We start from the raw sequence: 25,036 nt of genomic DNA, 5'->3' as shown, positions 1-25,036 counted from the left end.
CACCTATTAAGACTTCAAAATTAAAAAATATTTTTAACTAATCAATCAACAAGTGCCCACACAGATTGTCTGATATATTGTTAAAGAACAAAAAAGAACGACGCACTGGAAATTTTAACTTTGCAACAGTGCGTCGTTGCGATGGCGTGCATTATAGAGATTTCAAAATCCTTTGCAAGCGCTTTTTTGCAAAAAATCTAAAAAAAATGACCGCTTGATTTTATTTTAAGCTATATTAACAAAAATAACTCACTTACAAGCCATTTATTAGACAACCATTGGTGCAAAAACAAAACCAAAGATCAATCCTGCCACTACACCAAATAATGCTGGCAACATAAATGGGTGATCCAGCATATATTTTCCTGCCCGAGTAGAGCCTGTCGAATCAAGTTCCATTGCTGCTAAAGAAGTAGGGTATGTTGGTAAAATAAAGATTCCTGTAATAGCAACAAAAGAAGCAAGAATCGCCCAATTCGGAACACCAAGAGTAACAGCTAATGGAATAATAAGCGCAGAGGTTGAACCTTGTGAATAAAGTAAAGCACAAGTAAAGAACAGTACTGCTGCTAATAACATTGGATACGATGTAAGAATGCCACCAATTGATTCTTTTATTTCAGCTAAATGTGCATCCACAAATGTCATCCCTAAAGTCACTATCCCGATAATCACTGCGATAGATGTCATACCTGAACGGAAAATAGAACTCGCCACAATTTCATCCGGTTTAATTTTGCCGACCAACATCATTAAGCAAGAAGAAGCAAGCATCATCACAATAATAATATCGCGAGTACTCATTGATTTACCGCTTTCATAGACAGGTTTTAATCCCGGTACTGCTGCAAATAGGACAATTAATACTGTCGCTAGCAAGAAAATTCCAATAGAAAGTTGAGCGCCAGAACGACGATTAGCCACATGAGTTACATTTTTAGATGGACTAACCAATCCCGCCTTTAAACGTTCCAGATATATAGAATCATCTTTTAACTCACAACCTTGGCGAGATGCAACAAAAGCTCCTACCATTGAGGCAATGAAAGAAGCTGGTAAACAAACCGCTATGACCTGAAAGAAAGTCACACTATTACCTTCCATGACTGCAATTAATGCTGCCATGGCAGCACTCAGAGGAGAACCCGCTATCGCAAGTTGAGAAGAGACAACAGAACCAGCTAATGCTCGCGAAGGTCGAATACCACTCTCTTTTGCTACTTCAGCAATCACTGGCAAAGTAGAAAAAACAATAAATCCGGTACCTGCCATAATAGTCATCAACCAAGTAATTGCTGGTGCAATAAAGTTAATATATTTAGGATTTTTGCGCATTAGCACTTCAGCATAATGCACGAGCAAATCCATTCCACCAACAGCCTGTAATACAGCCGCAGCGATCACTACAGTCATGATAATTAACATGACATCAATAGGAATAGAACCCATTGGTAGTCCAAAACCTAAGGTTAAAATTGCCAATCCTAACCCGCCATATAAACCAATACCTAAGCCACCCGAGCGTAATCCTAAATAGATAGCCGCAAGCACCACAAAAATTTCTGCATAAATCATAATAAGTTCTCCCTCATTTAATGTGTTTGATACCAATTAATTGCTGATTGAACCAAGCTCAGTGTAGAATCCACATAGAGTTGTGGCTGCCGTTCTATCTCTTTTGCTAAAATAATTGGTACTTCTGTACAACCTAAAATGATAATTTCAGCCCCTAAACGGATGAGCTCATCTTTCTGCTTTAACATCAGCCTAGTCGATTCTTCTATTTCACCGGATTTCAACAAATAGATACTCTCCATAACTTCTTTTTGTCCTGCTTCATTTGGTCGAATAAAGGTAAGCCCTTGAGCTTCAATCCGATTTTTATATAATCCTGATGCCAAAGTAGCATCCGTTGCTAATAAACCAATTTTCTGCTTCCTACTTTTCAACACTTCATCTAATGTCGTATCTATCATACTGAGCATTTCTACATGGCTCTTTGCCTGCAAATGCTCAAACCAATAGTGAGCGGTATTACAAGCAATGATGATGCAAGTTGCCCCTGCATTTTCTAACCCCTGTACATATTTCTCCATCAATGGCGCAGGGTCTTCACCTTGCGCCAAAATACAGCGGGTTCGATCTGGGATATCAGGAATAGAAGAAATTAGAAGTGGAATATGTTCTTGATCACAATTAGCGGGAGTAAGGCGAATAAATTTCTGGAACATATCTGCTGTTGCAGCAGGTCCCATTCCCCCTAAAATACCAATAATATTTTTTGCCATATATGTTTCCTTCAATGTGAATTTAACTATGAAGGGTTATAGCAGAAAGGAAATATCAAAAAGAAATGCAATAAATTGGAGTACAATGCAAAAAATGCAACATCCTTCTGACAAACTGGAATAATTCTTTGGAAATCAATAGAATAAAAATATTCACAAAAACATTGTTATGCATTTAGCCAAAAGATAATGCAAATTTTGCATAGGTGGTGTATGAAAAATATAGAAACAAAATGGTTAGAAGATTTTTTAATCTTAGAAGAGTACCGCCATTTTTCTCAAGCAGCAGAAAAACGGAATCTCTCTCAATCAGCATTTAGTCGTAGAATTTCCGCTTTAGAGGAAGTGATTGGTGTAAAATTATTCGATCGTTCTTCACTACCATTACAACTTACCGATCAAGGAAAACTATTTCATTCACAGACTCGAAATTTACTCCAACAATTAAGGAATAATCTAGATGAATTGTTAGGACATAATTGTAATTTACCCAATATTAAGTTTGCAGCAGCCCATTCACTCTCACTTTCTATTATGCCCAATCTGATCCGTACACTCTCACAAAAACATGAGAACTTTATTTACTCGGTAGAAGCTATCGATGTCGATCAAACCGTGAATACGCTTATTGAAGGAAAAAGTGATTTTATTTTCTCATTTTACGACGAAAGGCTTATGCAACCACCATTTCTCTCTTTGGAAATATTACAATCTCAACTTTATCCAGTTTCTCCTGTAGATATTACTGGTGAAGCATTATTCAATATTACAGATAGCAATATCCCATTATTAAACTATACACCCAACTCCTACATGGGACGGTTAGTCAATAGAAAATTAGCCCAAACAAAGCTATGTACTAAAACTAAGTTTATCTCTTCTATGTCTGAATTACTTAAAAATATGTTACTCAATCATCAAGGCATTGCTTGGTTACCGAAATATTCGGTACAAGAAGAATTGCGACATAAAAAAGTTAAAATTTTAGATAAGGCGGAACTCGTCATTCCGATTAAAGGCTATATTTACAGAATGAATACACGCTTAAATAATGTGGCTGAAGAATTTTGGAATGATTTAAAAAATATTCAACTATAAGTCACCTGATTGCACCATAACATCTTACTTATTTACAAAAATACTAACGGCTAATACCGTTAGTATTTTTTGAGTTAATGGTAATGTTTTATTTCAAACTCTTTTTGTAAGGCCTCGATACTTTCTATCGTTTCAAAGCCGACTAACTCTGCAGCTTGATTAATACGGGTATTTGTCCCTATCGCTTGTGAAGCAAAAACAAAACCGTTTTGCTCAACTAATGTTTGACGATAAAAATCAACAATATCTTGTTTCGTTAGAACTTTTAGCAATTTAATTGCCTGAGCCTTACGATCAAAATTATCGTTGCCATGCATAAAATCACCATTATATTCACCAAATTCACGTAAAAGAGATTCTGGTTTATGCTGCATTGTTTCAATAAGATTCGAACGATATTTTTCAAAATCTGTATCAGATAATTTTTGCAAACGTTCAAAACTTTCCGTTACAAAACGTTGATTATGCTGCATAATTTCATTAGTCGATGCAATAGGGCTTTGTACGGTAAATGAAATCCCAGAGGTCTTACCAATACGATCACGGCTGGCAGATACCACATAACCCAGTTGTTTATCTGTACGTAAATCATCAAAATACCAACGAGAAATAATTGCTGCCAACAAGCTAGCACGAACACTACCCTCAATATCTCCGTAACCAGTGGAGAAATAACTCACAGAAAGCGCGTTATCCTGATGCGGAATATGTTTTATATAGTTAATTTTACGCTGACTCTGATTTATATCAACATAACGTCCAAATTCAATATGGCTATTGTTGTTTTTAACGACTTTCTCTAATGATTTCAGCAATGTTTTGAGTTGAGTATCGGAAAGATTGCCTAACGAGAGAATGCGCACTGCAGTCATTTTATTTAATAGGCGTTCACGTAAATTTTTTACATCATCAAGGCTAATTTCAGCTAATACCTGACGTTTTTTCGCTGTTTCAAAGAATGGATAGCGAGCAAAATTCCCCGCAGGCTGCATAGCTTGGCGTTGTGCAGAATCTTTTTCTAGTGCATCAAGATTTTCAAGATAACGCTGTTTTGCCAATGCTAAATCTTTTTCTGTCAGCTCAAACTGACTGAAATTCACAACTACATCTTGCAGCAATTTAGCAAGATTCTGCGTATAGCCATCAGCAACAATCCCTATACTATCTGCAGTCGTCATCAAATTAGCACTCATTCCAGCGACTGAAGCTTGAAAAGCCGTTTGGCGATGGGCTAGCCCATTCATCACATTTAACAATACAGAAGTAACATCCATTTTTACATTATCCGCACGTGGCGAAATGCTCATCGTAATACGGAGACGAGCTTTAGCTTCATCACTAAAATACTTACTCGGCATTGCGTAAATTTCTGTGCCCTTACCTTTTAAAATTAGTTTTGGAATTTCACGGCTAGTATCCACCTCGTTAAGCGTAAATTCCGTAGTGAAATATGGATTTAATGCTGGCAGTTTTAGCGTTGGATTTTGGCTAAAATCAAGCCATTTAGATTTTTGTGCTGCCGTCATTTTGGCAATCGCATAAGGAGCCTCAAAATATGGCGTTTTTTGATTGGTTGTAGCTTTATCATCCACAATGAAAATACGAGCATTATCAAGCATCATTAAATCTAATTTCGCTTTAATTTCATTAACATCCATTTCATCAGCCACATAAGCCTGATCAAAAATATTTTCCAGCGGATAGCTGAGCATTTGGCTCACTAGACTTGCCGCATAGTTAAAGCTTTTATCTACCCGTAAGTGTTTAAAATCTTGGCTTAAGCTCTCTTTGAGTTCACCAAAATAGCTGGCTTGAATACCTTCTTTTTTAATCTGCTCTATTTGTTGGAAAATCAGTGAAATTATCTTATCCTGCTCTGCTAATCCCTTATCAGTTAAACGCACAGAAATATTAAATGAACCACGATTGCGGCTAACATCATCACTATAAATCGCGCCAATACCTGAATCCGATAACCCCTGTTTCACCAAATAATCCGCCAATGTGCCTTCGGTATTATTGCTAAATACATAAGAGAGATATTCTCCTGATTTTTGGCGGAAAGCCGCCTTGTCTTCAGGCATATCAAAAGAAACCGTCAAACTTTTTGTTGGAATCACAGGGTTATAGTGCAATACCACCCCTAAATCTTGCTCGGTAAACAGTGGCATGGCTAACGTTGGCACACTAACATTTTTATTTTTGACTTTACCTAGAGTATTGGCTGCTAGTATAGCTAATTTATCAATGGGCTGATTCGAGTACAACACTGCTTTCATTACATTAGCAGAGTAATAAGTGTCGTAGAATTTAAGCAATTCATCTTGCAATTTACTATTGGGTTTATCCGACAAGGTTTCATTATTCCCTACAGCAAAATTAGTGTAAGGGTGTGCAGGATTGGCAGTTGCACGGTTTACCGAGCGAATCAAATGCCCATCACTTGATTTAGCCCTCACCATCTCCGCATTCACGGCATTCACTTCTTTTTTCGCATTGGTCTCAGCTAATAATGGCGCCGCAAAAGCATCAGATAAACGAGCCACTGCTTCATCGAAGGCATTATTATTTACTTGCAGATAGTAAACCGTGCGATCTGGTGCGGTGTAGGCATTATTACGTCCGCCATTTTTAGTTAAGAAGCCATCTAAACTATTGGTTTCAGGATAATCTTTTGAGCCCATCAAAATCATATGTTCTAGATAGTGAGCAAGCCCTTGCTGCTCTTTTGGATCTTCCATTGAGCCAATCGGTAGCCCTACAGAAAAGAGTGACTTGTTTGCTTTATCATCTGAAATTAGCAATACCTCCATACCATTATCTAAGCGAATCGCTTGATAAATGGCTTTATCTGTTGGGCTTTTATGGATCTGCACAGCTAACTTCTCAAACCCTGCTTGAGCTTCCTTCTGTATAGTTTCTATCGCGGGGCTATGTGCAGTTGCAAATACTGTACTGGCTTGAGCTGCACCAAGTACAAAAATCAGCTGTAAGCTATAACTTAAAAAAGACTTTTTCATTGAATCTCCTGAGACCGTATCATCAACTCAAACCATCGTAGGGTACGTTGATGGATAGCATTAAAATCTGGCACAGCAGTTTGAACTACAACCCTATACCAATAAGAATTACTGCTGTCATTTAGACATTTTTCCAACAGCGCTAAATCAAGCTCGTTTTCATTGCCTTCCGATAAAGTTTTAAAATAGCCTTTTAAATCGCTGGTTAAAGCGGTAGTTAATTGGCCAAAATTTGCAAAATAATCTTGTAAGTAAATTTGAATTAAGTCAGCCGCTTGCGATTTATCAAGCGTAGTAAAGCGTAAACATTGCACTTTTTTATCAAAAAAATAAAAACGAAATAGCACATTGTTTTCTTGGGTAACGATTAGAAACAAATAATTTAACCATGCCCTAATAAGATCTTTATCCCGCAGTCTTCCTACTCGCCATTGTACAATTTGTTGCTGTTCAAAACAGTTTTGAATATAACCCTGCACACGAATTTGATAAGTTTCACCATTTGGTAATCGAATCCCTTGCGGATAATCGATTTCAAGTAAATTTTTTTCTTTACCTAAATAATCCGCCAAGGCGATTTGTAACATATGGACTTTTTCATTCATATCCTGCGTTGCCAATTCGCCAAAATACCCATGGGGTAACTTACCTTTTAGCTTAGTATTTTCAATATATTGTGCGTGGTCACAAGGTTTAATTTCAACTAACTTATTCAAAAGCTGATACTCATCAAGCTTCGAAAGCTCAAACACTTCATGTGGCTCTGGCGCATATTCATGTTGTTCGAAGCGAATCCCAAGCTGCCTATTAAAGAAAAACTTAACCGGATCTTGAACATAAGAAATCAGATCATCCAATTCAATTTCATTTGGTAAATCCACGAAGTCTCGCGCTATCGGCTCAGAAAAATCATTTATTGCCTGTGGTTGATGTTTCGCCTGTAACCATTCAACATCATAAGAAATTGCACCATCAATAAAATTATTTGGACTAAATACTGTCATTGGGTGCCGATACAGGTACTGCTGAACTTGAGAATCACTCAGTTGGCTGGAGAGATAATCTAATAACTGTGACACTAAAATAGAAGGCAACTTTTCTTGATTATCGGTGAGTGATTGTCCGATATAACTAATATAGAAGACCTGCTGTGCAGAGAGTAATGATTCCAAAAACAGGTAGCGATCGTCATCTCGTCTGGCACGATCTCCTTTTTGATGGGCATATTGCATCAAATCAAAACTATTGCTCATTTGCTGGCGCGGAAATTCCCCTTCATTCATCCCAAGCAAGCAAACTACTTTGAATGGAATAGCACGCATTGGTAATAACGTACAGAAATTGACATGACCAACCATAAAATTAAGGCTGCTACGCGTATCATGAAAACGACTTTCAAACAGCTGCAAGATAATCTCTGTAGCCAGAGGTTCATTGAACTCTGTTTGTAAGATCGGCTCCATCACTGCTTTAATCGAATGCTGCAAAACTAATACACTGTCGATCTGCTCATGCTCTTCACTATAAAATTGCGTGAGCAAATTAAGTAACATTGCTTGCCACTGCTTAGCGGTATGTGCCGTTTGTAATTGCATATGCCAAGCGGTCAGATTTTCTAAAAAATGTGCAAAATTGCCAGTTAAATCAGCATTTAATCCATAACTTTCATCAAAACCAAGTACATTTTGCCATGGGTTATTTTCTTCTTTTAATGCTGTACCAAGCAACAAACGAGCGATGCCATTTTCCCATGAATTGTAATTTTGCCAAGAGGGGTTATCTTGCTGTAAGCCTGCTCGAATGCCAACAGAGGTGATCCATTCTTGTAGTTGAAGTAGCTGTTCCTCACTGATTTGGTATTTCGTACGAATAGCCGCTACATTTAGCAAATCTAAAATTTCTTCTACACTAAATGTTTTCTCTTTAAATGAAAGCAAATTTAAAAAACTTGCCACGACAGGATCAACATGGCTTATTTTTTGATCGGATAAGCTAAACGGAATATAGCGATTATCACTGCGTTGAAAACGTGCAAATACCGCATTGATATAAGGCGCATAACTATCAATATCTGGAGACATCACAATGATATCTTTTGGCGATAGCTGAGGATCTTGCTCGAACATAGCCAACAAGCGATTATGTAGCACTTCTACTTCACGCATTTTGCTATGACAAGCGTGAATTTGTAAAGAAGGTATTTCGTGCTCATTGAGCGTCTCATCAAATTCAGGCTGATTATATAAAATTGCCCGCTTAACATTAGCCAACAAGGAGTATTTGCCCGTAAAATCATCAAATAAGCGTGGCTCATTAATCAAAGGTTCAAGCTCTTCTAGTAAGTTAAAAAACTCTTTGCCTTGCTTACCCCAAACAGCCAATAATGGATTACCTTTCGCATATTCCTGCATTTCTTCTGATGAAATTTGCTGTTTTAGCGCGAGTTTTTCCAGCATACGTTCATCTTGCTGATCACCCCAATACTCTTGGCTCGGATTAGTGAAAAACAGATGTACAGTAATATATTCACTCAACTTTTTTAATACGGCAAGCTGACTTGGCGGTAAAGAAGATATGCCAAAAACAAAAACCCGTTTCGGCAATTTTTGCAGTTCTAGATCGCTTAAATTAGCCAATTTCTCAAAATAGCGATGTTGCAAATAAGCACGGTGTGAAGTATGAAATATCTCTTCTGCTGTATCTTGGCGAATATCTGCAATCAAGGCATTCCACAACATTCCTTGCCATTGAATCGTATTTTCCAGCTCTGCATGAGCTTGTATTTTAAGAGAAGAATTTTGAGTTATTGCATTCAAGATATGCTGACTTTCGCCTTGTTCCCAGTGAATTAACCACTGCGGGCGATAAACAAGATACTGATCGAAAATATCTGCAATTTTAGTGGCCAACTGGTATAGCTTTAGCTGATCGCCTTCTGCCAAATAGCGAGCCAATGGACTCAGAGAGGGGTGAGAAAGTAGCTTAGGGATCAAACGCATAAACCGCCAAACTGTACTTGAAGGCGAGAAAATATTTTCTTTAGGTAGCTCTGGAAAGAGTGTGCGATATTGCTGCCAAACAAAGCTAGTTGGGAAAGGAAATGCGATATTAGCACTGATACCCATTTTCTGCGCAATCTCCATTTGCAGCCACTGCGCCATACCAATACTTTGTACCAAGATTGTTTCTTGCGAAAAAGGATCTGGATTTGGATCATTCTCTAAAATACCGACAAGCAGATCCTTATGATCCCTTAATTGGTTCGCATAATAGACTTTTAGCATCGCCCTTTCCTCTTTGAAGAAAGGGAGTATTTTAACTTTTTGTAGTGCGATTGACTATGATTTTCCCTTTTGGAAAGTGGATTTCTATCTCTGTGGTAGTACAACGAATAATTTCAAAATAGATACCATTCTGCTCTAATTTACGCTGGCAAGATAACCCTGCCATTTGGCGAGCAATCTGATTTTCTGCAATTTGCAAGGCTTGCTGACGCTGAAAAATTAACTGCTCCTGAGCATTTTGTTCTGATTGCCATTGTAACCACGCTAAGCAGACAATACTGAATAGGCCTACTGCAATGAGTAATGAAATAATACTTTCAGCTTTAATTATTTTCATGGTTTAATGTATTAGCAGAGTTGGGAAGATAGCGCCAATTCGAATAATCTCGCTCAATATTCTGAATGACATTTCTTTTATAACTTAAATTACGCCGATTAGGATCATTAGCATTATTACTCGAATAAATTGTGCCGTAGATACGCTGATCGGTAAAATTAAATAGATAATCAGTAATTACAATACCATAAAATGGCTGCATTAAACGCCCATCAATATTTTGGGTTATACGTACGATCTTTGGATTTTCTTCGCTACTCTCTGGCAAATCATCTAAGCTTGCAATAGGATAAATAACATGCTGATAAGCATTAATATCTAACCAATCATTAATATTCTCAACTAAAATATATTTTTCTTTAGTTGGTTTAGGCTGTATAAAAATTGAATGAAATTGACAGTGGAAGCTAAAAGTTAAATGTTTTTTGTTCAAAGAAATCGTTGGCTTCTTTTGAATCGAACACTCTTGTTCTTTATTTATTTTCTGAAATTCAATCAACCACATCTTCTCAGCAAGATAATTAATATAATTATTTTGGCTAATATTTTCATTTACGATAATATAACCTTTATTAAGAAAAAGAGTAATCCCAATGCTCGATAATATAATAAGAGAAAATAGTACACTATTTGCAAAATAATAACGTGACATATCATTCTCCATTTAACAAATAAGCATAAGCAATTGTATGGTACTGAATTTGACTATTCTTTAATGACGATAAAATTAAGTCTATTTTGAGCAATTTATCTCGCTTTTCCCAACTGAAATGAAGCCTTTCTATTCGATTATCAGATAAAGCTGCAATTTTCTCCCATTGAAAATTCTTGCACTCTTTTAGCCAATTTTTACACTGTTCCGAAAGACAAGGCGTGAAGCTATTCTGCTTACCTGCTATCATTAAATTATTATGCTCTAACTTGATTGCAAGTATCTCCTTTCCAACATCTTTGGCAATGCTAAGTGCTTGCTCACTACACTGTTTTTTTACTCTTGTACCTAAACAACCATCTGCGTTTATATCTTGAATTAATACCAAACAATGCTCTTCTACATGATAAGCACTATTTTGCACCTTAAACCAATCAAAATTACTCTTTTCTCGATTTATACCTTGATAACCCGTATTTAGAATATGTTGCTGTAAATAGTTTAGAATTTGATGTGCATTTTTCTGTAATTTAAATAGTTCTCGGTATTTAGTTTGAGCAAAATAAATCTCACTATATAATTGACTTGCGGCGAACAAGATAATACTACCCAATGATAACGCTACTAATGTTTCTAATAATGTAATGGCTTTATTAATTTTCTTTACATTGACTACGTGCTTTGGTATCAAGAATAACATTAATCACCCCATTACGCTGAATTTGTAAAATTGCCTGATTTTTCCCTTTGGATATACTTAAACAAATAGTCGATTGATTACCACTTCTTCCATCAAAGTACGTGAGAATTTTAGGGTAAGTATTCTTATTATAGATAGACACATTATTATGATTCTTATATAGGTGATAATCCAAACCTAATAGCTGACAACTTTTCAAATTTAAGCAATCACAAGCGGTCGATTTTCCACTATTTCTTGCAATAGCAATAATGCACCAATGCTGACTATTCTGAGCGATATTTAATGCATAATTTCTATTTTGATAACGTGCTTTATCTTGAAGCTGATAGAGAAATGATTTCACATTTTCAATCTCATTTTCTACCAAAAGTTGATCCTGAAAAGAAAATAGTACGGGAGAAATAAAATAACTTGCAATAACGATAATTGCTAATGTAATCAATGTTTCAAGCAGAGTAATTGCTCGATACATAAAAAAATCCCTTACAAAAATTTAGCTGTAAGGGATATTAGAGGTTTCAGGAGGGTTGTAAATCTATAAAAACTATTTTTTCGACACAGATCCCAAAATTAAAAAGAAGCTGTATCTTGGAAAAGACCAACTTTTAAATCAGTCGCAGTATAAATCACTCTACCATCTACTTCGACTTCGCCATCTGCCATGCCCATCACTAATTTCCGATTAATCACTCGTTTCATGTTAATACGATAAATTACCTTTTTCGCAGTAGGTAAAATTTGTCCCGTGAATTTCACTTCACCAACACCTAATGCCCTACCCTTTCCTTTACCGCCGACCCAGCCAAGAAAAAAACCAACCAATTGCCACATAGCATCTAAGCCTAGACAACCTGGCATAACAGGATCACCAATGAAGTGGCAACCAAAGAAAGGTAGATCTTGGTGAATATCCAATTCTGCCTCAATGTAACCTTTCTCAAATAAGCCCTCTTTATCCGTAATTTTGGTGATTCTATCCATCATGAGCATGGATGGTGCAGGTAATTGTGGGCCTTGTTCACCAAAAAGTTCACCACGCCCAGAAGCAAGCAAGTCATTGTAATCGTAGTTTGGTTTTATATTGGGTGTACAGCTGTTCATGATTTTCAAGCCTTATTAAGTAAAAAGAAAGTCTGTTATTTCAATGTTTCTAAATTAAACATATCATAACAGACTTAATAATTAGCAAACAGATGTAAGCTGACTTGTCGGATCAGTTAAATATTTTGCAAATTTTCTGCCAAAATGAACCGCTTGTTCCCATATGCTGCTGTTCATCAATATATTGGTGCACCAAGGTAAATAAAGAAGGCTGCTGAATCTCCACATTCTCTTCATCATAGAATGAACGGTTAAGTAAAATCTCTAGTGCCTCAAAAACATCTTCCACAGCCCAAATTGCAAATTGCTCATTTTTAACAGCAGAAATCACTGCTTGGTTTAAACTCAAATGTGAAAGGCATACTTTAGGAATAATGACCCCCTGTTTGCCAGTTAATCCACGTGCTTGACAAACTTGGAAAAAGCCTTCAATTTTCTGATTTACCCCTCCCACACTTAAAACATTACCAAATTGATCGATGGAACCGGTTACTGCAATAGATTGCGGCAGTGCTAATTTCGACAAGCTACTCATCAACACGCAAAAAATAGCTAATGCAGAGCTATCACCATCAATTTCACCATAAGATTGCTCAAATGCGAGTGAAGCGGAAAATGGTAGCTGTGTAGGTAATTCTAGTAAGTTAGCGAGGCAAGATTGAGCAATCAAAATCCCTTTAGAGTGGATATTACCCCCTAATTCAACTTTACGTTCAATATCATGAATTTCGCCATCACCATATTGAACATTACAACTAATTCGTAACGGCTCACCAAAACTTTGTGGCACACCATTAAATTCTACCACCGACAAACCGTTAATTTGTCCAATCTCTTCATCATCAGTTTCAAGGTAAAGCTGTTCTTTTAAAATATCTTGTAAGGCATATTGGTGCAAAACTGCTGCTTGTTGCTCAATATAGTCAAAATAACCTTGGATATTATCTAGCTGGCAATGTGGTGAATAAAACTGGCGCAATGCCTGTAAATGTTTCTGCAATAAGGCCGGAGAAATTGAAATTAAACTCCGATCTTCACTTTCTCGCACATAATATCGCAATAACTGATTAAGTGAACGATCGGATAACCTCAAGCCATTTTGTTGTGCTGCCGTACGAACATAGTCTGCCCATTTTTCAAGGTTATCGCTAATGTTCAGATAAGATTGAATTTCCGCATAATGTCCAACTTGATAAAGATCTTCATCATATTCAGCAAGCAGGGCAATATCATCACGACTACCCAACAACAGCAACTTAAATTGACTCTGAATCGGCTCTAATGCTACTGGAAGCGCATTTTCACTACGCGCCTCATATTGCCCAAAAAGTAATGCCGATTTAAGCTTATCCCATAAAGCAATATCATTAAGTAATGTAGCGACAGGTAGAATTAAAATTTTGCCATTTATTTGCTCAACAGCACCGCTTACCGTCTCAATCTTATTCTCTTTTGCTCGAAAAAATGCATAACCAAATAGACTTTTTTGATTTGCTTCATTTTTTAATAAAAATGACTGACTATGCTGGCTAAAAAAAGCCTGAATTTCAGTAAGAAAAGCAGGCAAAGTTTCCGTTTTTAATACCAATAGAGAGCCAAAATCAGCGAGTATAAACTGTTTGAGTGCTTGAGTCGCATTTGGTTGAAAATCAAAAAATGTGATTGAATGAGTATGCTCTGCGAATGTATGCTGAACAGTTAAATCTTGCCAAGCAAGTGGGGAAAGTTGCACTTATCTACCTCTTTATAGAAATTTGCTTCATTATACCCATAATTCCGCTATACTTCACAAATTATTAGGGGGAGATATGCGATACCAGAAACTTGAAATTCAGGAAGCAGGTTGGAAATGGAAATATCTGCTGAAAAAATACCGTGAAGGCGAAAACATCACCAAATATGAAGAGCAAAGCCTTATTGAACTAAAAATTCAATTACTGACGACTTTGCAAGATTCACCAGAAGAAATAGAACAATGGATTAAACAAGAAATGACGGCTGAGCAACGTAAGAAAATGCGTCAGTCTATTCGAGCCAGGCGTAAACGTTTCTTCAATGCTGAAAAGCAGTCCACTCGTAAAAAATCTATTGACTTAGACTATGCAAGCTGGCTAAGGCTTTCTAAGCTTTCTAACCGTATGGAAATGACGCTATCAGAATGCATTCACTACTTGATTGATGAGTCTGAAAACAAACAAATCTACACTGAACAAGTTGATAAAATGAAGCAGAACTTAAAAGCATTATTGAAGTAAGAAAAACAAAAACGCCATCAAATGATGGCGTTTTTCAAGCTTAGCTCAAAGATGTATTACATAGAAACTTCTTTAGAACCTTGAACTTGTAATTCAACACGACGATCCGGTGCTAAGCAAGCGATTAATGCTTTACGACCTTTCACTGCATCACAAGTGTTGCCAGTTACTGGGTTTGCTTTACCGTAACCTACCGCTGTGATAGATTCTGGTGCTACACCTTTAGATACCATGTAGTTCGCTACAGATTCTGCACGACGTTGTGATAATGCTAAGTTTGGTGCATCTTTACCAATGCGGTCTGTATAACCATTTACTTGGATAGCCGGAGTTGCTAAACCTAAGTTTTGGATTTCAGCGTGTGCTGCATCTAAAGATTGTTTTGCAGCTGATTTTAAGTTCGCTTTACCGAAATCGAATAACACATCAGAGCTGAATGCAAAGTTTTTAGTTACGATTTCTGGCTCAGCAACTGGCGCAGCGCCTTGACCAAAGCGGTAAGTTAAACCTGCAGATACAGAGCTGATGTCTGGACGATAATCAGAACCTTCAACGCCCATACGACGAAGAGTCGCGTAGCTTGCTTTACCTGCGTTATTTAACCATTGATACTCAATACGTGCACCTAAAGATGGAGTAATTGCATACTCAACACCAGCACCTAAGATTAAAGAGCTTTGGAAACGTGAAGTTTTGGTTGGCACTTTAGTATCTACATTCACAGTTTTGTAGCTGTTATTTACTAAAGCGATACCAGCTTTTGCATAAGTATCTAAACCGCTGATAACTTCGTAGTTACCTTTTAATGCGATAGTAGTACCGTGCGCAGAGTGACGGAAAGTTTTCTTAGAACCGCCTGCTTTGGTTTGCTCTAAACCACGAACACGACCAAAGTATTCATAACCTACTTCAGCTGCTAAGTTATCAATAATTTGATAACCAACAAATGCACCGTAAGTTACAGAATTTTTATTGATACCGTATTTACCACCGTTTTTGTGGTCGATTTGGCTGATACCGTCATGGAATGAAGCCCAACCAGCTTTAGCACCAACATATACAGAGTTAGCTTCTGGAGCAGCATTTGCTGAAGCAACAGCAAAGCCAGCTACTGCTAATGCAACTAATGATTTTTTCATTTGATGATCCTCTATTTACGTCATCGAAAATAAACAACACCATTATTTTATATGGTGCAACCATCTCTCTAACTAATACTTAAAGAGAAGTCATAAAGACTGTCTGATTATAGCAATAATTTGCTTTGCTTAAAATAAAATTTACAAAAAACGCCCAAAAAATGGGCGTTCTTTAAATAAATTTACGCTTCTAACCGAAATTACATTGCAACTTCTTTAGAACCTTGAACTTGTAATTCAACACGACGATCCGGTGCTAAGCAAGCGATTAATGCTTTACGACCTTTCACTGCATCACAAGTGTTGCCAGTTACTGGGTTTGCTTTACCGTAACCTACTGCAGTGATAGATTCTGGTGCTACACCTTTAGATACCATGTAGTTCGCTACAGATTCTGCACGACGTTGTGATAATGCTAAGTTTGGTGCATCTTTACCAATACGGTCTGTATAACCATTTACTTGGATAGCTGGAGCTGCTAAACCTAAGTTTTGGATTTCAGCGTGTGCTGCATCTAAAGATGCTGCTGCAGCTGGTTTTAAGTTTGCTTTACCAAAATCGAATAAAACATCAGAGCTGAATGCGAAGTTTTTAGAAACGATTTCAGGAGCTGCTACTGGAGCTGCACCTTGGCCGAAACGATATACTAAGCCCGCAGATACAGAGTGGATATCTGGACGGTAAGTTACATTACGTAAACGGTTTTCTTTAGATTCTGCTTTGTTGAAGTTACCAACATTGCTTAACCATTGGTATTCAAGACGAGCAGCTAATGCTGGAGTAATTGCATACTCAAGACCAGCACCTAATAATAAAGAAGTTTTTAAGTTGTGAGATTTTTCTTGATCTACATAGTTTTTGTAGTCATTACGAACTAATGCTGCACCTACTTTACCGTAAACATCTAAGCCAGAAACAACTTCATAGCTTGGTTTTAAGCTTAAGTGAGTACCGTGAGCAGTGTGTTTAACAGCTTTGCTATCTTGCTCATCAACTTGTACGTTACCACGAACGCGACCGAAGTAGTCGTAACCTAGCTCAACTGCTAAGTTATCAATGATTTGGTAACCACCAAATACACCGTAAGTTACAGAGTTACGGTTGATACCGTAAGCTGTTGGACCACCAGCATAACGTTCATCTAAAGCATATTTAGAATTGAATTGGTTTACATCGTTGTGGAAAGTTGCCCAACCAGCTTTAGCACCCACATAGAAAGAATTAGCTTCTGGAGCAGCGTTTGCTGAAGCAACAGCAAAACCAGCAACTGCTAATGCAACTAATGATTTTTTCATTTAAGAGTTCCTCTTACTTTGATAAAAAATAGAATTAAAACACAGCTAACAACTACGTCAGTCTGTATAAATTTTGGTGCATTCTAGCAAAAAAATAAAAAAAGAAAATGAACTTTTCCTATTTTTTACTATTTTTTAATCAATTAAACGCTTAAAAGCCCCCCAATTTCTTGCTAATATCACACTCATTTCCTTTTTAGTGCAGTAAACAAAATGATCCCTCATCTTACCCATATTCCACAAATTTCCCCTGAAGTTCAGCAATTTCTCGCCGAACTCAAACACCAACATTTCGCAGGCGATATTGCTGATAGTTATGCCGAGCGTCTTTCGCTTGCTACCGATAACAGTGTTTATCAAGCTTTACCACAGGCTATTCTATTTCCGAAAAGCGTTGCCGATGTGGTGATTATCACGAAACTTGCCAATCGTGATGAATTTAAATCGCTGACTTTTACCCCTCGTGGGGGCGGTACGGGCACAAATGGGCAATCGCTGAATCACAATATTATTGTGGATCTCTCTCGGCATATGACGCAAATTTTGGAACTGAATGTAGAAGAGCGTTGGGTACGAGTACAAGCAGGGGTGGTCAAAGATCAACTTAACCGCTTTTTAAAACTGCACGGCTTATTTTTCTCGCCTGAGCTTTCCACCAGCAACCGTGCCACACTGGGCGGAATGATTAACACTGACGCATCAGGGCAAGGATCGTTGCAATATGGCAAGACTTCTGACCATATTCTTGGCATTAAAGCGGTGCTAATGAATGGCGAAATTTTGGAAACGCAAGCGGTGAAATCTGACGATTTTTCTGCAAACTTAGATCAACTCAATTTATCCGCCCACGGCAAACATCTACACAATGAAATTTTCAAGCGTTGCCGTGAGTTACGCCCAACCATACTCAATGAATTACCCCAACTCAACCGCTTTCTCACTGGCTACGATCTCAAAAACGTGTTTAACGATGACGAAAGTGAATTTAATCTCAGCCGAATTTTAACGGGTTCAGAAGGCTCACTTGCCTTTATTTGCGAAGCGAAACTCAATCTTTTGCCGATTCCGCAACATCGCACACTAATCAATGTGAAATTTAATTCCTTTGACTCCGCCTTACGTGCTGCCCCTTTTATGTTACAAGCCCAAGCCTTGTCGGTGGAAACGGTGGATTCCAAAGTACTCAATCTCGCCAAGCAGGATATTGTGTGGCATTCGGTTTCTGATCTGTTGCGTGAGGATCCAAACAATCCGATTTTAGGCATTAACATTGTGGAATTTGCCTCCAACGATTTTGCAGAAAATCAGCAAAAAGTGACCGCTTTATGTGCCGAGTTAGATCGTAAAATTGCTACGAATGAAGGTGGGATTATTGGTTATCAGCTCACCCACGATGTCGGCGAAATTGAGAAAATTTACGCAATGCGGAAAAAAGCGGTCGGTTTACTCGGCAATGCCAAAAGGTGGGCAAAGCCGATTGCCTTTGTGGAAGATACCTGTGTCCCCCCTGAAAATTTAGCCGACTATATTTTGGATTTCCGTAAATTATTAGACGATCACGGCTTGGAATACGGTATGTTTGGGCACGTGGACGCAGGCGTGTTGCACGTTCGTCCAGCGTTAGATTTAACCGAGCGTTCGCAGGTGGAAAAATTTAAGCAGATTTCCGACCAAGTGGTTGAACTCACGAAACAATATGGCGGTTTAATTTGGGGCGAACACGGCAAAGGTATGCGTTCGGCTTATGGCGAAAAATTCTTTGGCGAAACCTTGTGGAAAGAACTTCGCTATATCAAAACCTTGTTCGATCCGCAAAACCGTCTAAACCCCGGCAAAATCTGCACGCCATTAGCAAGCGATGCGGAACTCTACCCTGTGCTGTCGCCAATGCGTGCGGACTTTGACCGCCAAATTCCAATCCAAGTACGAGAAGAATTTAAAGGGGCGATGAACTGTAATGGCAACGGATTGTGCTTTAATTTTGATGTGGACAGTGCAATGTGTCCGTCAATGAAAGTCTCGGGCAATCGCCTATTCTCGCCAAAAGGACGAGCAGGCATTACCCGTGAATGGTTGCGATTGCTTGCCGAGCAAAATATCAACCCTGCGGAATTGTTGCAAAAAGAGCCAAAACTCTCCGATCTTGTTGCTAAAATCCGCAATCAGTGGAAAAAAGAGAAAGAGTACGATTTTTCCCACGAAGTCAAAGCCGCAATGGATACCTGCTTAGCGTGTAAAGCCTGTGCCAGCCAATGCCCGATTAAAATTGATGTGCCAACTTTTCGCTCGCAATTTAATCAGCTTTATCACAGCCGTTATTTGCGCCCCGTTAAAGATCATCTAGTCGCCAATTTAGAATTTGTTGCACCAATGATGGCAAAAGCCCCGAAACTGTTTAACTTTTTCAGTGGCAATCATCTTGTGGCAAAAGCACTAGAAAAAACGGTGGGAATGACCTATTTGCCCCAACTTTCTGTGCCAACATTACAGGCACAAATTGGCAAGCAACCGACACTGGAAGCGCTGGAAAATAGATCAGCAAGCGGTCAGATTTCGCCAGAAAATGGCATCATCGTGGTACAAGATCCCTTCACCTCATTCTACGATGCCAATGTGGTTGCCGATTTTGTTCGCCTTGCCGAAAAACTCGGCTTTAAAGCGATGGTGTTGCCCTTTAATCCAAGTGGCAAAGCCCAACACGTCAAAGGCTTTTTACGCCAATTTGCCAAAACCGCCCAAAATCAGGCGGAAATGCTTAACCGAGTGGCAAAACTCGGTATTCCAATGGTGGGCGTTGATCCTGCATTAACCTTAATTTACCGCCAAGAATACCAAGATGTGCTGAAAGAAAATCACGGTGGCTTTGAAGTGCTACTCGCCCACGAATGGTTAATTTCAAAATTAGATCAATTTGGTAAAAAAGCACAAAAATCCGACCGCTTGCCGTGGCATTTATTCGCCCACTGCACCGAAAGTACCTCATTGCCTAATTCAATGAAACAGTGGCAACAAATTTTTGATCACTTTGGCGAAACGTTGAACGTGGAAAATATCGGCTGCTGTGGAATGGCAGGCACATTCGGACACGAAATCAAACATCTTGCAATGTCCAAAGCGATTTACGCCCAATCGTGGCAGAAAAAATTAGCGGGCAAAGATTTAGCACGCTGTTTAGCCACAGGTTATTCTTGCCGTTCGCAGGTAAAACGTTTTGAACATAAAGTGCTGAAACACCCTGTGCAGGCGTTGTTGCAAAGTATTAGGTAAATATGATGTCAAATCTTGAACGTATTTTTCAAGCCCTGCTATTTGAAGCGGGGGCTGTCTTTTTTACCGTCGTGTTAATGCGTTTAGCAACCGCTCATAATACAGGCGAACTCACGCTCACTATCGTGTTAATTTCTGTTATCGCCCTGATTTGGAATCTCTTTTTTAATGTTGTGTTTGATAAGCTGTTTCAAGGCGAAAGAGTTCATAGAAGTTGGGCGGTTCGCACCTTGCACACAATCAGTTTTGAACTGGGATTATTGATTTTTACCTTGCCATTAGTGGCATTTATCCTACACGTGAGTTGGTGGGAAGCGTTTGTGATGGATATTTCCATGACGCTCTTTGTCATGTTTTACACATTGATATTTCATTGGTGCTACGACCATATTCGTCATTGGCTCAGTCAGCATAGATAGGGCGAGTTATTCGCCCCATTCTGCTAAAGCAACAAGTTCCAATAATTCGGGATACTGTTTTAGCCACTTTTGCCACTGTACTTTATCTACCTCAATCTCAAGCAAACGGTCGCCAAATTCGTTGAAATATTCGTTAAGAATACAGTTCCGTTGGTAAAATTCAGCATAAATTTGACCGCTTGTCGGTGGCAATAAAAGTTTTTCTCGCACTAATTCAGATTTTAAGCGCGCTTGCATTGCTTGAAAGAGCAAATCAATCCCTTGCCCACTCTGTGCGGAAAGATAAACGGCAATAGGCGTGCCATCGTCAGCATATTCAATATGAGGTAACACCTCCTCCAGTTTATCAACCTTGTTGTAAACCAATAGGCTTGGAATTTCTAATGCATTAATTTCATCTAGCACCGCATTGACCGCATCGATATTTTCCTCACGCCGTTCATCAGCCCCATCAATCACATGCAATAGCAAGGTTGCCTCTGTCGTTTCTTGCAAAGTTGATTTAAACGCAGAGACCAAGTCGTGCGGTAAAAAACGGATAAAACCAACCGTATCAGCGAGAATTGCTGTGCCGACATCTTGAATTTGAATGCGGCGTAAAGTGGGATCAAGTGTCGCAAATAATTGATCAGCTGCATAAACACCTGCATGAGTAATCGCATTAAAGAGCGTGGACTTCCCCGCGTTGGTATAGCCTACCAGAGATACCGTGGGAATATCTGCTTTTTGACGAGTTTTGCGGTTTTGATCTCGCTGTTTTGCCACTTTCTGTAAGCGATTTTGCAACTGCTGGATTCTGACTTTAATCAAGCGACGGTCAGTTTCAAGCTGAGTTTCGCCCGGTCCACGTAAACCAACTGCACCACCTTTTTGTTGATCTTGATTGCCTAAACGGCGAACTAGGCGAGTCGAGAGATGGCGAAGCTGTGCAAGTTCAACTTGCAATTTCCCTTCAAAAGAACGAGCCCGTTGGGCAAAAATATCTAAAATTAAGCCTGTGCGATCGACAACCCGACAATCACATAGCGTTTGCAAATTACGCGTTTGAGCAGGACTCAATTGGTGATTAACCAGAACAACATCCGCGTTAAAGTACTTAACGGCATCGGCAATTTCTTGTGCTTTGCCTTGTCCCACGTAATATTTAATATGAGGGGCAGAGCGAGACGTTGTTAGCACCGTTGCAATTTCAACGCCTGCACCTTCAGCAAGAGTTTGAAATTCATGCAGATTTTCAACATCCTTGTTTTGAGCCAAATAAAGATGCACCAATATCGCTCGCTCTTTGCTTTTAGCAAGCCATGGTGTCTCCAATAAAACAGAACCAAATTCATCCGCTGAATTTGGTTCTTGTTGATTCATCACTACTGACACAGAAAACTTATTCCGCACTTTCTGTTACTGCTGGCTGTACCGCAGCTTGTGCTGGTGCTGAATGATGATTATGCCCACTATTATTATGAGAAATAGAACGTGCTGGCACCACGGTCGAAATAGCATGCTTATACACCATCTGGCTTACTGTATTTTTCAGTAAAATTACAAATTGGTCGAAAGATTCGATTTGACCTTGTAATTTGATCCCGTTTACAAGGTAAATAGACACAGGGATACGCTCACGGCGTAGTGCGTTTAAATATGGATCTTGTAAAGATTGACCTTTTGCCATTTTTGATTCCTTCTAGTCGTTATAAATTGGTTTTTGCCAAAGGCGAGCCGATTCTATCACAAACTGGATAGCTTTTGCTCCATTTTTTCAAGCATTTTAGATAAAGCACCTTGAAAGTCTAGGCTATCTAGCCACTCCAGCTCACTTGTCCAACCTCTCAACCAAGTAATTTGGCGCTTCGCTAATTGGCGAGTCGCACAAATCCCTTTAAAAATTGCTTCATCCAAACTGATTTTGCCTTCCAGATATTCCCACATTTGACGATAGCCAACACAACGAATCGAAGGCAAATCCACATTTAAATCGCCTCGGGCAAACAAGGCTCGAACTTCTTGCTCAAAACCTTGTTCCATCATTTTATGAAAACGCTGTTCAATACGTTGATGTAATACCGCACGATCTTGCGGTGCAATCGCAAACTGAGTAATGTGGTAAGGAATGGCTTCACCTTGCTGTGCGGTGAGCTCAGTCATGCTTTTACCCGAAATATAGAACACCTCTAAAGCACGATTAATGCGTTGGCTATCATTAGGATTAATCCGCGCGCCTGCAACTGGGTCGATTTTCAGTAATTCTGCATGTAAACCTGCCCAGCCAATCTGTGCAGCTTTGGCCTCAATTTCAGCACGAATAGCAAGATCAGCAGAGGGTAATGGCGACAGCCCATCTAATAAGGCTTTGTAATACAGCATTGTACCGCCAACAAGAAGTGGAATTTTACCCTGTGCTGTGATGTCTGCCATCTCCCGCAGTGCGTCTTCACGGAAATTCATCACAGAATAACTTTCTGAAGGATCGAGAATATCAATTAAGCGATGGGGTGCAAGTGCTTGCTCTGCTTTACTTGGCTTTGCCGTACCAATATCCATACCTTTATAGATTAAAGCAGAATCAACGCTAATTACTTCCACTGGTAATCGCTGGCGTAATGCAATGGCAAGATCAGTTTTTCCCGAGGCTGTCGGACCCATTAAAAATATGGCAGGATTTTTTTGCATAATCGTCTTAAAAAAATAACAAGCGGTCAGATTTTACCGAAATTTTGCAAAAGTTTCAGTAAATCTAACCGCTTGTAAGGTATCGTTCGCCGTTAATTTAAATGCTTCGCACTCTAAGAACGACTATTTCACCTGAAAATCAGCTAATGAAGTGCCTGCTGGTGCTTCAGAGCAAGAGAGAATACCACAACCTTGTTTAGTTGCACCAAAGACACCGTTATAGTCTTTGTCTGCACCCTCTGCGACATAGAATGTCCCTGCAATATCTAAGCCTGCTTTACCGTAGAATGCACCGTTAGTATGCACCCCATTATATTGACCGGCAAAGGTATTGCCACCCTCTTTGATATTGCCGCCTAATGTGAGTTTTACCGTATCCGCCTCTTTTAGCTCTACTTTAACTTTTTTCTCATTAAAATCAGCAATTGCCTCGGTATTGAGCTGAACATAGTTGTTCTCTTTGCCATAAAATGCTAAACCTTGGTATGCATAGACTTTATCGGTTGGCAATGCATCTAAAATAGCTGCGCCATCACGGTTAAAATGGTTACCATGATCGTATGGTGAAGCAATTTTTGGCTCTTCAGCATTTTGAACCGGTGTTAAATGCCCTTGTACAAACAAAGTGGTTTTACCATTTTTAGTCACATAGCCATAGCGAGATTGCGTGTGGTCATCATGATATTTACTTTTTGATAAACCTACCACATGACCAAGATAGTCATCTTCATCAATTTCTTTGACCGTTGTTTTACCCATTGAATAGCTGGCTTGAATATCAGCACTATCAAATAATTGGATGCTCTTACCATCAATCAGTAAGGTATTGAGATCTTTATGCGCCGTTGGGAAAGTGCTATCGGCTAATGCACCATTTTCTACAGTTAAAATCTTACCTGCTACATTGCTGATTTTAAATTCTGTTGGGGTTTGTCTAAAACCGTAAGCAATAATTTTATTTTCCGTACCGCGATCTTCAAAGCCCGCTTGTAATGCCGCTACATTTTCAGCAACACGGCGCTCCTCTGCGGCTAATGCCGCAAGTTTATCTTGTTCAGCCTTTTTCGCGGCATCAAGCTCTTGTTGTAACTTATCTGCACGCTCTTTTTCAGCTTGCGCCGCTTTAGCAGCATTGTCTTTCTCTGCTTCTGCCTTTTTTAATTCTTCTTTTGTATTTGTCTCAGAACTATTGGCTTCTGCTAACTTTTTCTCAGACTCAGCCAATTTATTTTCTGCTTCACGCGCTTTTTCTTCGGCATTTTTTTGTGCTTCTTTCGCATCCTGTGCTTTTTGATTTGCACTCTTTTGTGCCTGATTTGCTTGGCTATTAATATAAGAATTCACGCTATCCTTGACAGATGAACACGCTCCTAAAGCAATGGCGCATGCCACAGAAAGCAGGCTGATTTTTAAGGTTTTCATTATGTCTCCAAATAAAAGTTTTAATATGAAATTGGGCGAAAATTCTAACAATAATCCTAGCAAAATTCAATATAATTGATAATAGTTAT

Annotated in this window: 20 protein-coding genes; 4 read left to right on the top strand and 16 right to left on the bottom strand. The window is 38.8% G+C overall.

Annotated elements, in window-relative coordinates; translation table 11 throughout:
- Positions 1-267 precede the first annotated feature (267 nt).
- On the bottom strand, positions 268-1,575 hold the full coding sequence (locus EDC51_RS09255; RefSeq protein ID WP_015431662.1) for an anaerobic C4-dicarboxylate transporter: 1,308 nt from the start codon (positions 1,573-1,575) through the stop codon (positions 268-270).
- Between the two features lie 17 nt (positions 1,576-1,592).
- Positions 1,593-2,288 (bottom strand): cysteate racemase, encoded by a 696-nt coding sequence (gene cuyB, locus EDC51_RS09250; protein ID WP_015431661.1) that lies wholly within the window; start codon positions 2,286-2,288, stop codon positions 1,593-1,595.
- A 213-nt stretch (positions 2,289-2,501) separates the two neighbouring features.
- Here cuyB and hypT point away from each other — a divergent pair, with 213 nt between their 5' ends.
- Entirely contained in the window at positions 2,502-3,386 is an 885-nt protein-coding gene (gene hypT / locus EDC51_RS09245; RefSeq protein ID WP_131928777.1) for a hypochlorite stress DNA-binding transcriptional regulator HypT, read from the top strand.
- Between the two features lie 74 nt (positions 3,387-3,460).
- Here hypT and ptrA read toward each other — a convergent pair whose 3' ends face one another.
- The 8 genes from ptrA to EDC51_RS09205 form a co-directional block, all read right to left on the bottom strand.
- Positions 3,461-6,406, bottom strand: a complete 2,946-nt coding sequence (gene ptrA, locus EDC51_RS09240) for a pitrilysin (RefSeq protein WP_131928776.1) — start codon at positions 6,404-6,406, stop codon at positions 3,461-3,463.
- A complete protein-coding gene (recC, locus tag EDC51_RS09235) occupies positions 6,403-9,690 on the bottom strand; it encodes an exodeoxyribonuclease V subunit gamma (RefSeq protein ID WP_131928775.1) in 3,288 nt (1,095 codons plus the stop codon). Before recC ends, ptrA begins: the two co-directional genes overlap by 4 nt.
- 31 nt (positions 9,691-9,721) lie before the next feature.
- Entirely contained in the window at positions 9,722-10,027 is a 306-nt protein-coding gene (locus EDC51_RS09230) for a DUF5374 domain-containing protein (RefSeq protein WP_025288815.1), read from the bottom strand.
- A complete protein-coding gene (locus EDC51_RS09225) occupies positions 10,014-10,679 on the bottom strand; it encodes a DUF2572 family protein (RefSeq protein WP_131928774.1) in 666 nt (221 codons plus the stop codon). The genes EDC51_RS09230 and EDC51_RS09225 overlap by 14 nt, the downstream gene beginning before the upstream one ends.
- A gap of 1 nt (position 10,680) precedes the next feature.
- Positions 10,681-11,379, bottom strand: a complete 699-nt coding sequence (locus EDC51_RS09220) for a hypothetical protein (protein ID WP_025267435.1) — start codon at positions 11,377-11,379, stop codon at positions 10,681-10,683.
- A complete protein-coding gene (locus tag EDC51_RS09215) occupies positions 11,333-11,854 on the bottom strand; it encodes a Type II secretory pathway, pseudopilin PulG (protein WP_131928773.1) in 522 nt (173 codons plus the stop codon). Before EDC51_RS09215 ends, EDC51_RS09220 begins: the two co-directional genes overlap by 47 nt.
- A gap of 98 nt (positions 11,855-11,952) precedes the next feature.
- The gene (fabA, locus tag EDC51_RS09210) at positions 11,953-12,483 is read right to left on the bottom strand and encodes a bifunctional 3-hydroxydecanoyl-ACP dehydratase/trans-2-decenoyl-ACP isomerase (protein ID WP_015431653.1); all 531 of its coding nucleotides are present in this window, start codon (positions 12,481-12,483) and stop codon (positions 11,953-11,955) included.
- A gap of 112 nt (positions 12,484-12,595) precedes the next feature.
- Positions 12,596-14,215 (bottom strand): AAA family ATPase, encoded by a 1,620-nt coding sequence (locus EDC51_RS09205; RefSeq protein WP_015431652.1) that lies wholly within the window; start codon positions 14,213-14,215, stop codon positions 12,596-12,598.
- A 76-nt stretch (positions 14,216-14,291) separates the two neighbouring features.
- Here EDC51_RS09205 and matP point away from each other — a divergent pair, with 76 nt between their 5' ends.
- Positions 14,292-14,738 (top strand): macrodomain Ter protein MatP, encoded by a 447-nt coding sequence (gene matP, locus EDC51_RS09200; protein WP_025267437.1) that lies wholly within the window; start codon positions 14,292-14,294, stop codon positions 14,736-14,738.
- Positions 14,739-14,794: 56 nt separating this feature from the next.
- Here the strand turns inward: matP and ompA (EDC51_RS09195) are convergent, their stop codons facing one another.
- Positions 14,795-15,877, bottom strand: coding sequence for a porin OmpA (ompA, locus tag EDC51_RS09195; RefSeq protein WP_025267438.1), 1,083 nt, complete (start codon positions 15,875-15,877; stop codon positions 14,795-14,797).
- A gap of 200 nt (positions 15,878-16,077) precedes the next feature.
- Complete coding sequence (gene ompA / locus EDC51_RS09190) at positions 16,078-17,172, bottom strand: porin OmpA (RefSeq protein WP_131928772.1); 1,095 nt, start codon at positions 17,170-17,172, stop codon at positions 16,078-16,080.
- A 213-nt stretch (positions 17,173-17,385) separates the two neighbouring features.
- On the opposite strand from ompA (EDC51_RS09190), the gene ydiJ reads away from it, so the two are divergent.
- Positions 17,386-20,439 carry a D-2-hydroxyglutarate dehydrogenase YdiJ gene (gene ydiJ, locus EDC51_RS09185; protein ID WP_131928771.1) on the top strand — a complete coding sequence of 1,018 codons (3,054 nt, stop codon included), beginning with the start codon at positions 17,386-17,388 and terminating at the stop codon, positions 20,437-20,439.
- 5 nt (positions 20,440-20,444) lie between these two features.
- Positions 20,445-20,858, top strand: a complete 414-nt coding sequence (locus tag EDC51_RS09180) for a PACE efflux transporter (RefSeq protein WP_131928770.1) — start codon at positions 20,445-20,447, stop codon at positions 20,856-20,858.
- A 6-nt stretch (positions 20,859-20,864) separates the two neighbouring features.
- Here EDC51_RS09180 and hflX read toward each other — a convergent pair whose 3' ends face one another.
- From hflX to EDC51_RS09160, 4 genes are all read right to left on the bottom strand, one after another.
- Positions 20,865-22,220 carry a ribosome rescue GTPase HflX gene (gene hflX, locus EDC51_RS09175; RefSeq protein ID WP_131928769.1) on the bottom strand — a complete coding sequence of 452 codons (1,356 nt, stop codon included), beginning with the start codon at positions 22,218-22,220 and terminating at the stop codon, positions 20,865-20,867.
- 19 nt (positions 22,221-22,239) lie between these two features.
- On the bottom strand, positions 22,240-22,527 hold the full coding sequence (gene hfq, locus EDC51_RS09170) for an RNA chaperone Hfq (RefSeq protein WP_015431645.1): 288 nt from the start codon (positions 22,525-22,527) through the stop codon (positions 22,240-22,242).
- Positions 22,528-22,583: 56 nt separating this feature from the next.
- A complete protein-coding gene (gene miaA, locus EDC51_RS09165) occupies positions 22,584-23,525 on the bottom strand; it encodes a tRNA (adenosine(37)-N6)-dimethylallyltransferase MiaA (protein WP_015431644.1) in 942 nt (313 codons plus the stop codon).
- Positions 23,526-23,648: 123 nt separating this feature from the next.
- Positions 23,649-24,947, bottom strand: coding sequence for a transferrin-binding protein-like solute binding protein (locus EDC51_RS09160; protein WP_025267443.1), 1,299 nt, complete (start codon positions 24,945-24,947; stop codon positions 23,649-23,651).
- Between the last annotated feature and the right edge of the window lie 89 nt (positions 24,948-25,036).

Origin of the sequence: Bibersteinia trehalosi, assembly GCF_004346205.1 — a bacterium.
GTDB lineage: Bacteria > Pseudomonadota > Gammaproteobacteria > Enterobacterales > Pasteurellaceae > Bibersteinia > Bibersteinia trehalosi.
The sequence above is the reverse complement of the archived record's forward strand: the minus strand, read 5'-3'. Positions and strand labels throughout refer to the sequence as shown.

What these genes read in the sequence shown, in the direction of transcription:
- EDC51_RS09225 (WP_131928774.1), bottom strand. Translation starts at nt 10,679, where the DNA reads ATGTCACGTTATTATTTTGCAAATAGTGTACTATTTTCTCTTATTATA.
- EDC51_RS09215 (WP_131928773.1), bottom strand. Translation starts at nt 11,854, where the DNA reads ATGTATCGAGCAATTACTCTGCTTGAAACATTGATTACATTAGCAATT.
- fabA (WP_015431653.1), bottom strand. Translation starts at nt 12,483, where the DNA reads ATGAACAGCTGTACACCCAATATAAAACCAAACTACGATTACAATGAC.
- EDC51_RS09255 (WP_015431662.1), bottom strand. Translation starts at nt 1,575, where the DNA reads ATGATTTATGCAGAAATTTTTGTGGTGCTTGCGGCTATCTATTTAGGA.
- ptrA (WP_131928776.1), bottom strand. Translation starts at nt 6,406, where the DNA reads ATGAAAAAGTCTTTTTTAAGTTATAGCTTACAGCTGATTTTTGTACTT.
- EDC51_RS09160 (WP_025267443.1), bottom strand. Translation starts at nt 24,947, where the DNA reads ATGAAAACCTTAAAAATCAGCCTGCTTTCTGTGGCATGCGCCATTGCT.
- EDC51_RS09230 (WP_025288815.1), bottom strand. Translation starts at nt 10,027, where the DNA reads ATGAAAATAATTAAAGCTGAAAGTATTATTTCATTACTCATTGCAGTA.
- cuyB (WP_015431661.1), bottom strand. Translation starts at nt 2,288, where the DNA reads ATGGCAAAAAATATTATTGGTATTTTAGGGGGAATGGGACCTGCTGCA.
- miaA (WP_015431644.1), bottom strand. Translation starts at nt 23,525, where the DNA reads ATGCAAAAAAATCCTGCCATATTTTTAATGGGTCCGACAGCCTCGGGA.
- hypT (WP_131928777.1), top strand. Translation starts at nt 2,502, where the DNA reads ATGAAAAATATAGAAACAAAATGGTTAGAAGATTTTTTAATCTTAGAA.
- hflX (WP_131928769.1), bottom strand. Translation starts at nt 22,220, where the DNA reads ATGAATCAACAAGAACCAAATTCAGCGGATGAATTTGGTTCTGTTTTA.
- ydiJ (WP_131928771.1), top strand. Translation starts at nt 17,386, where the DNA reads ATGATCCCTCATCTTACCCATATTCCACAAATTTCCCCTGAAGTTCAG.
- hfq (WP_015431645.1), bottom strand. Translation starts at nt 22,527, where the DNA reads ATGGCAAAAGGTCAATCTTTACAAGATCCATATTTAAACGCACTACGC.
- recC (WP_131928775.1), bottom strand. Translation starts at nt 9,690, where the DNA reads ATGCTAAAAGTCTATTATGCGAACCAATTAAGGGATCATAAGGATCTG.
- ompA (WP_131928772.1), bottom strand. Translation starts at nt 17,172, where the DNA reads ATGAAAAAATCATTAGTTGCATTAGCAGTTGCTGGTTTTGCTGTTGCT.
- EDC51_RS09180 (WP_131928770.1), top strand. Translation starts at nt 20,445, where the DNA reads ATGTCAAATCTTGAACGTATTTTTCAAGCCCTGCTATTTGAAGCGGGG.
- ompA (WP_025267438.1), bottom strand. Translation starts at nt 15,877, where the DNA reads ATGAAAAAATCATTAGTTGCATTAGCAGTAGCTGGCTTTGCTGTTGCT.
- matP (WP_025267437.1), top strand. Translation starts at nt 14,292, where the DNA reads ATGCGATACCAGAAACTTGAAATTCAGGAAGCAGGTTGGAAATGGAAA.
- EDC51_RS09220 (WP_025267435.1), bottom strand. Translation starts at nt 11,379, where the DNA reads ATGTTATTCTTGATACCAAAGCACGTAGTCAATGTAAAGAAAATTAAT.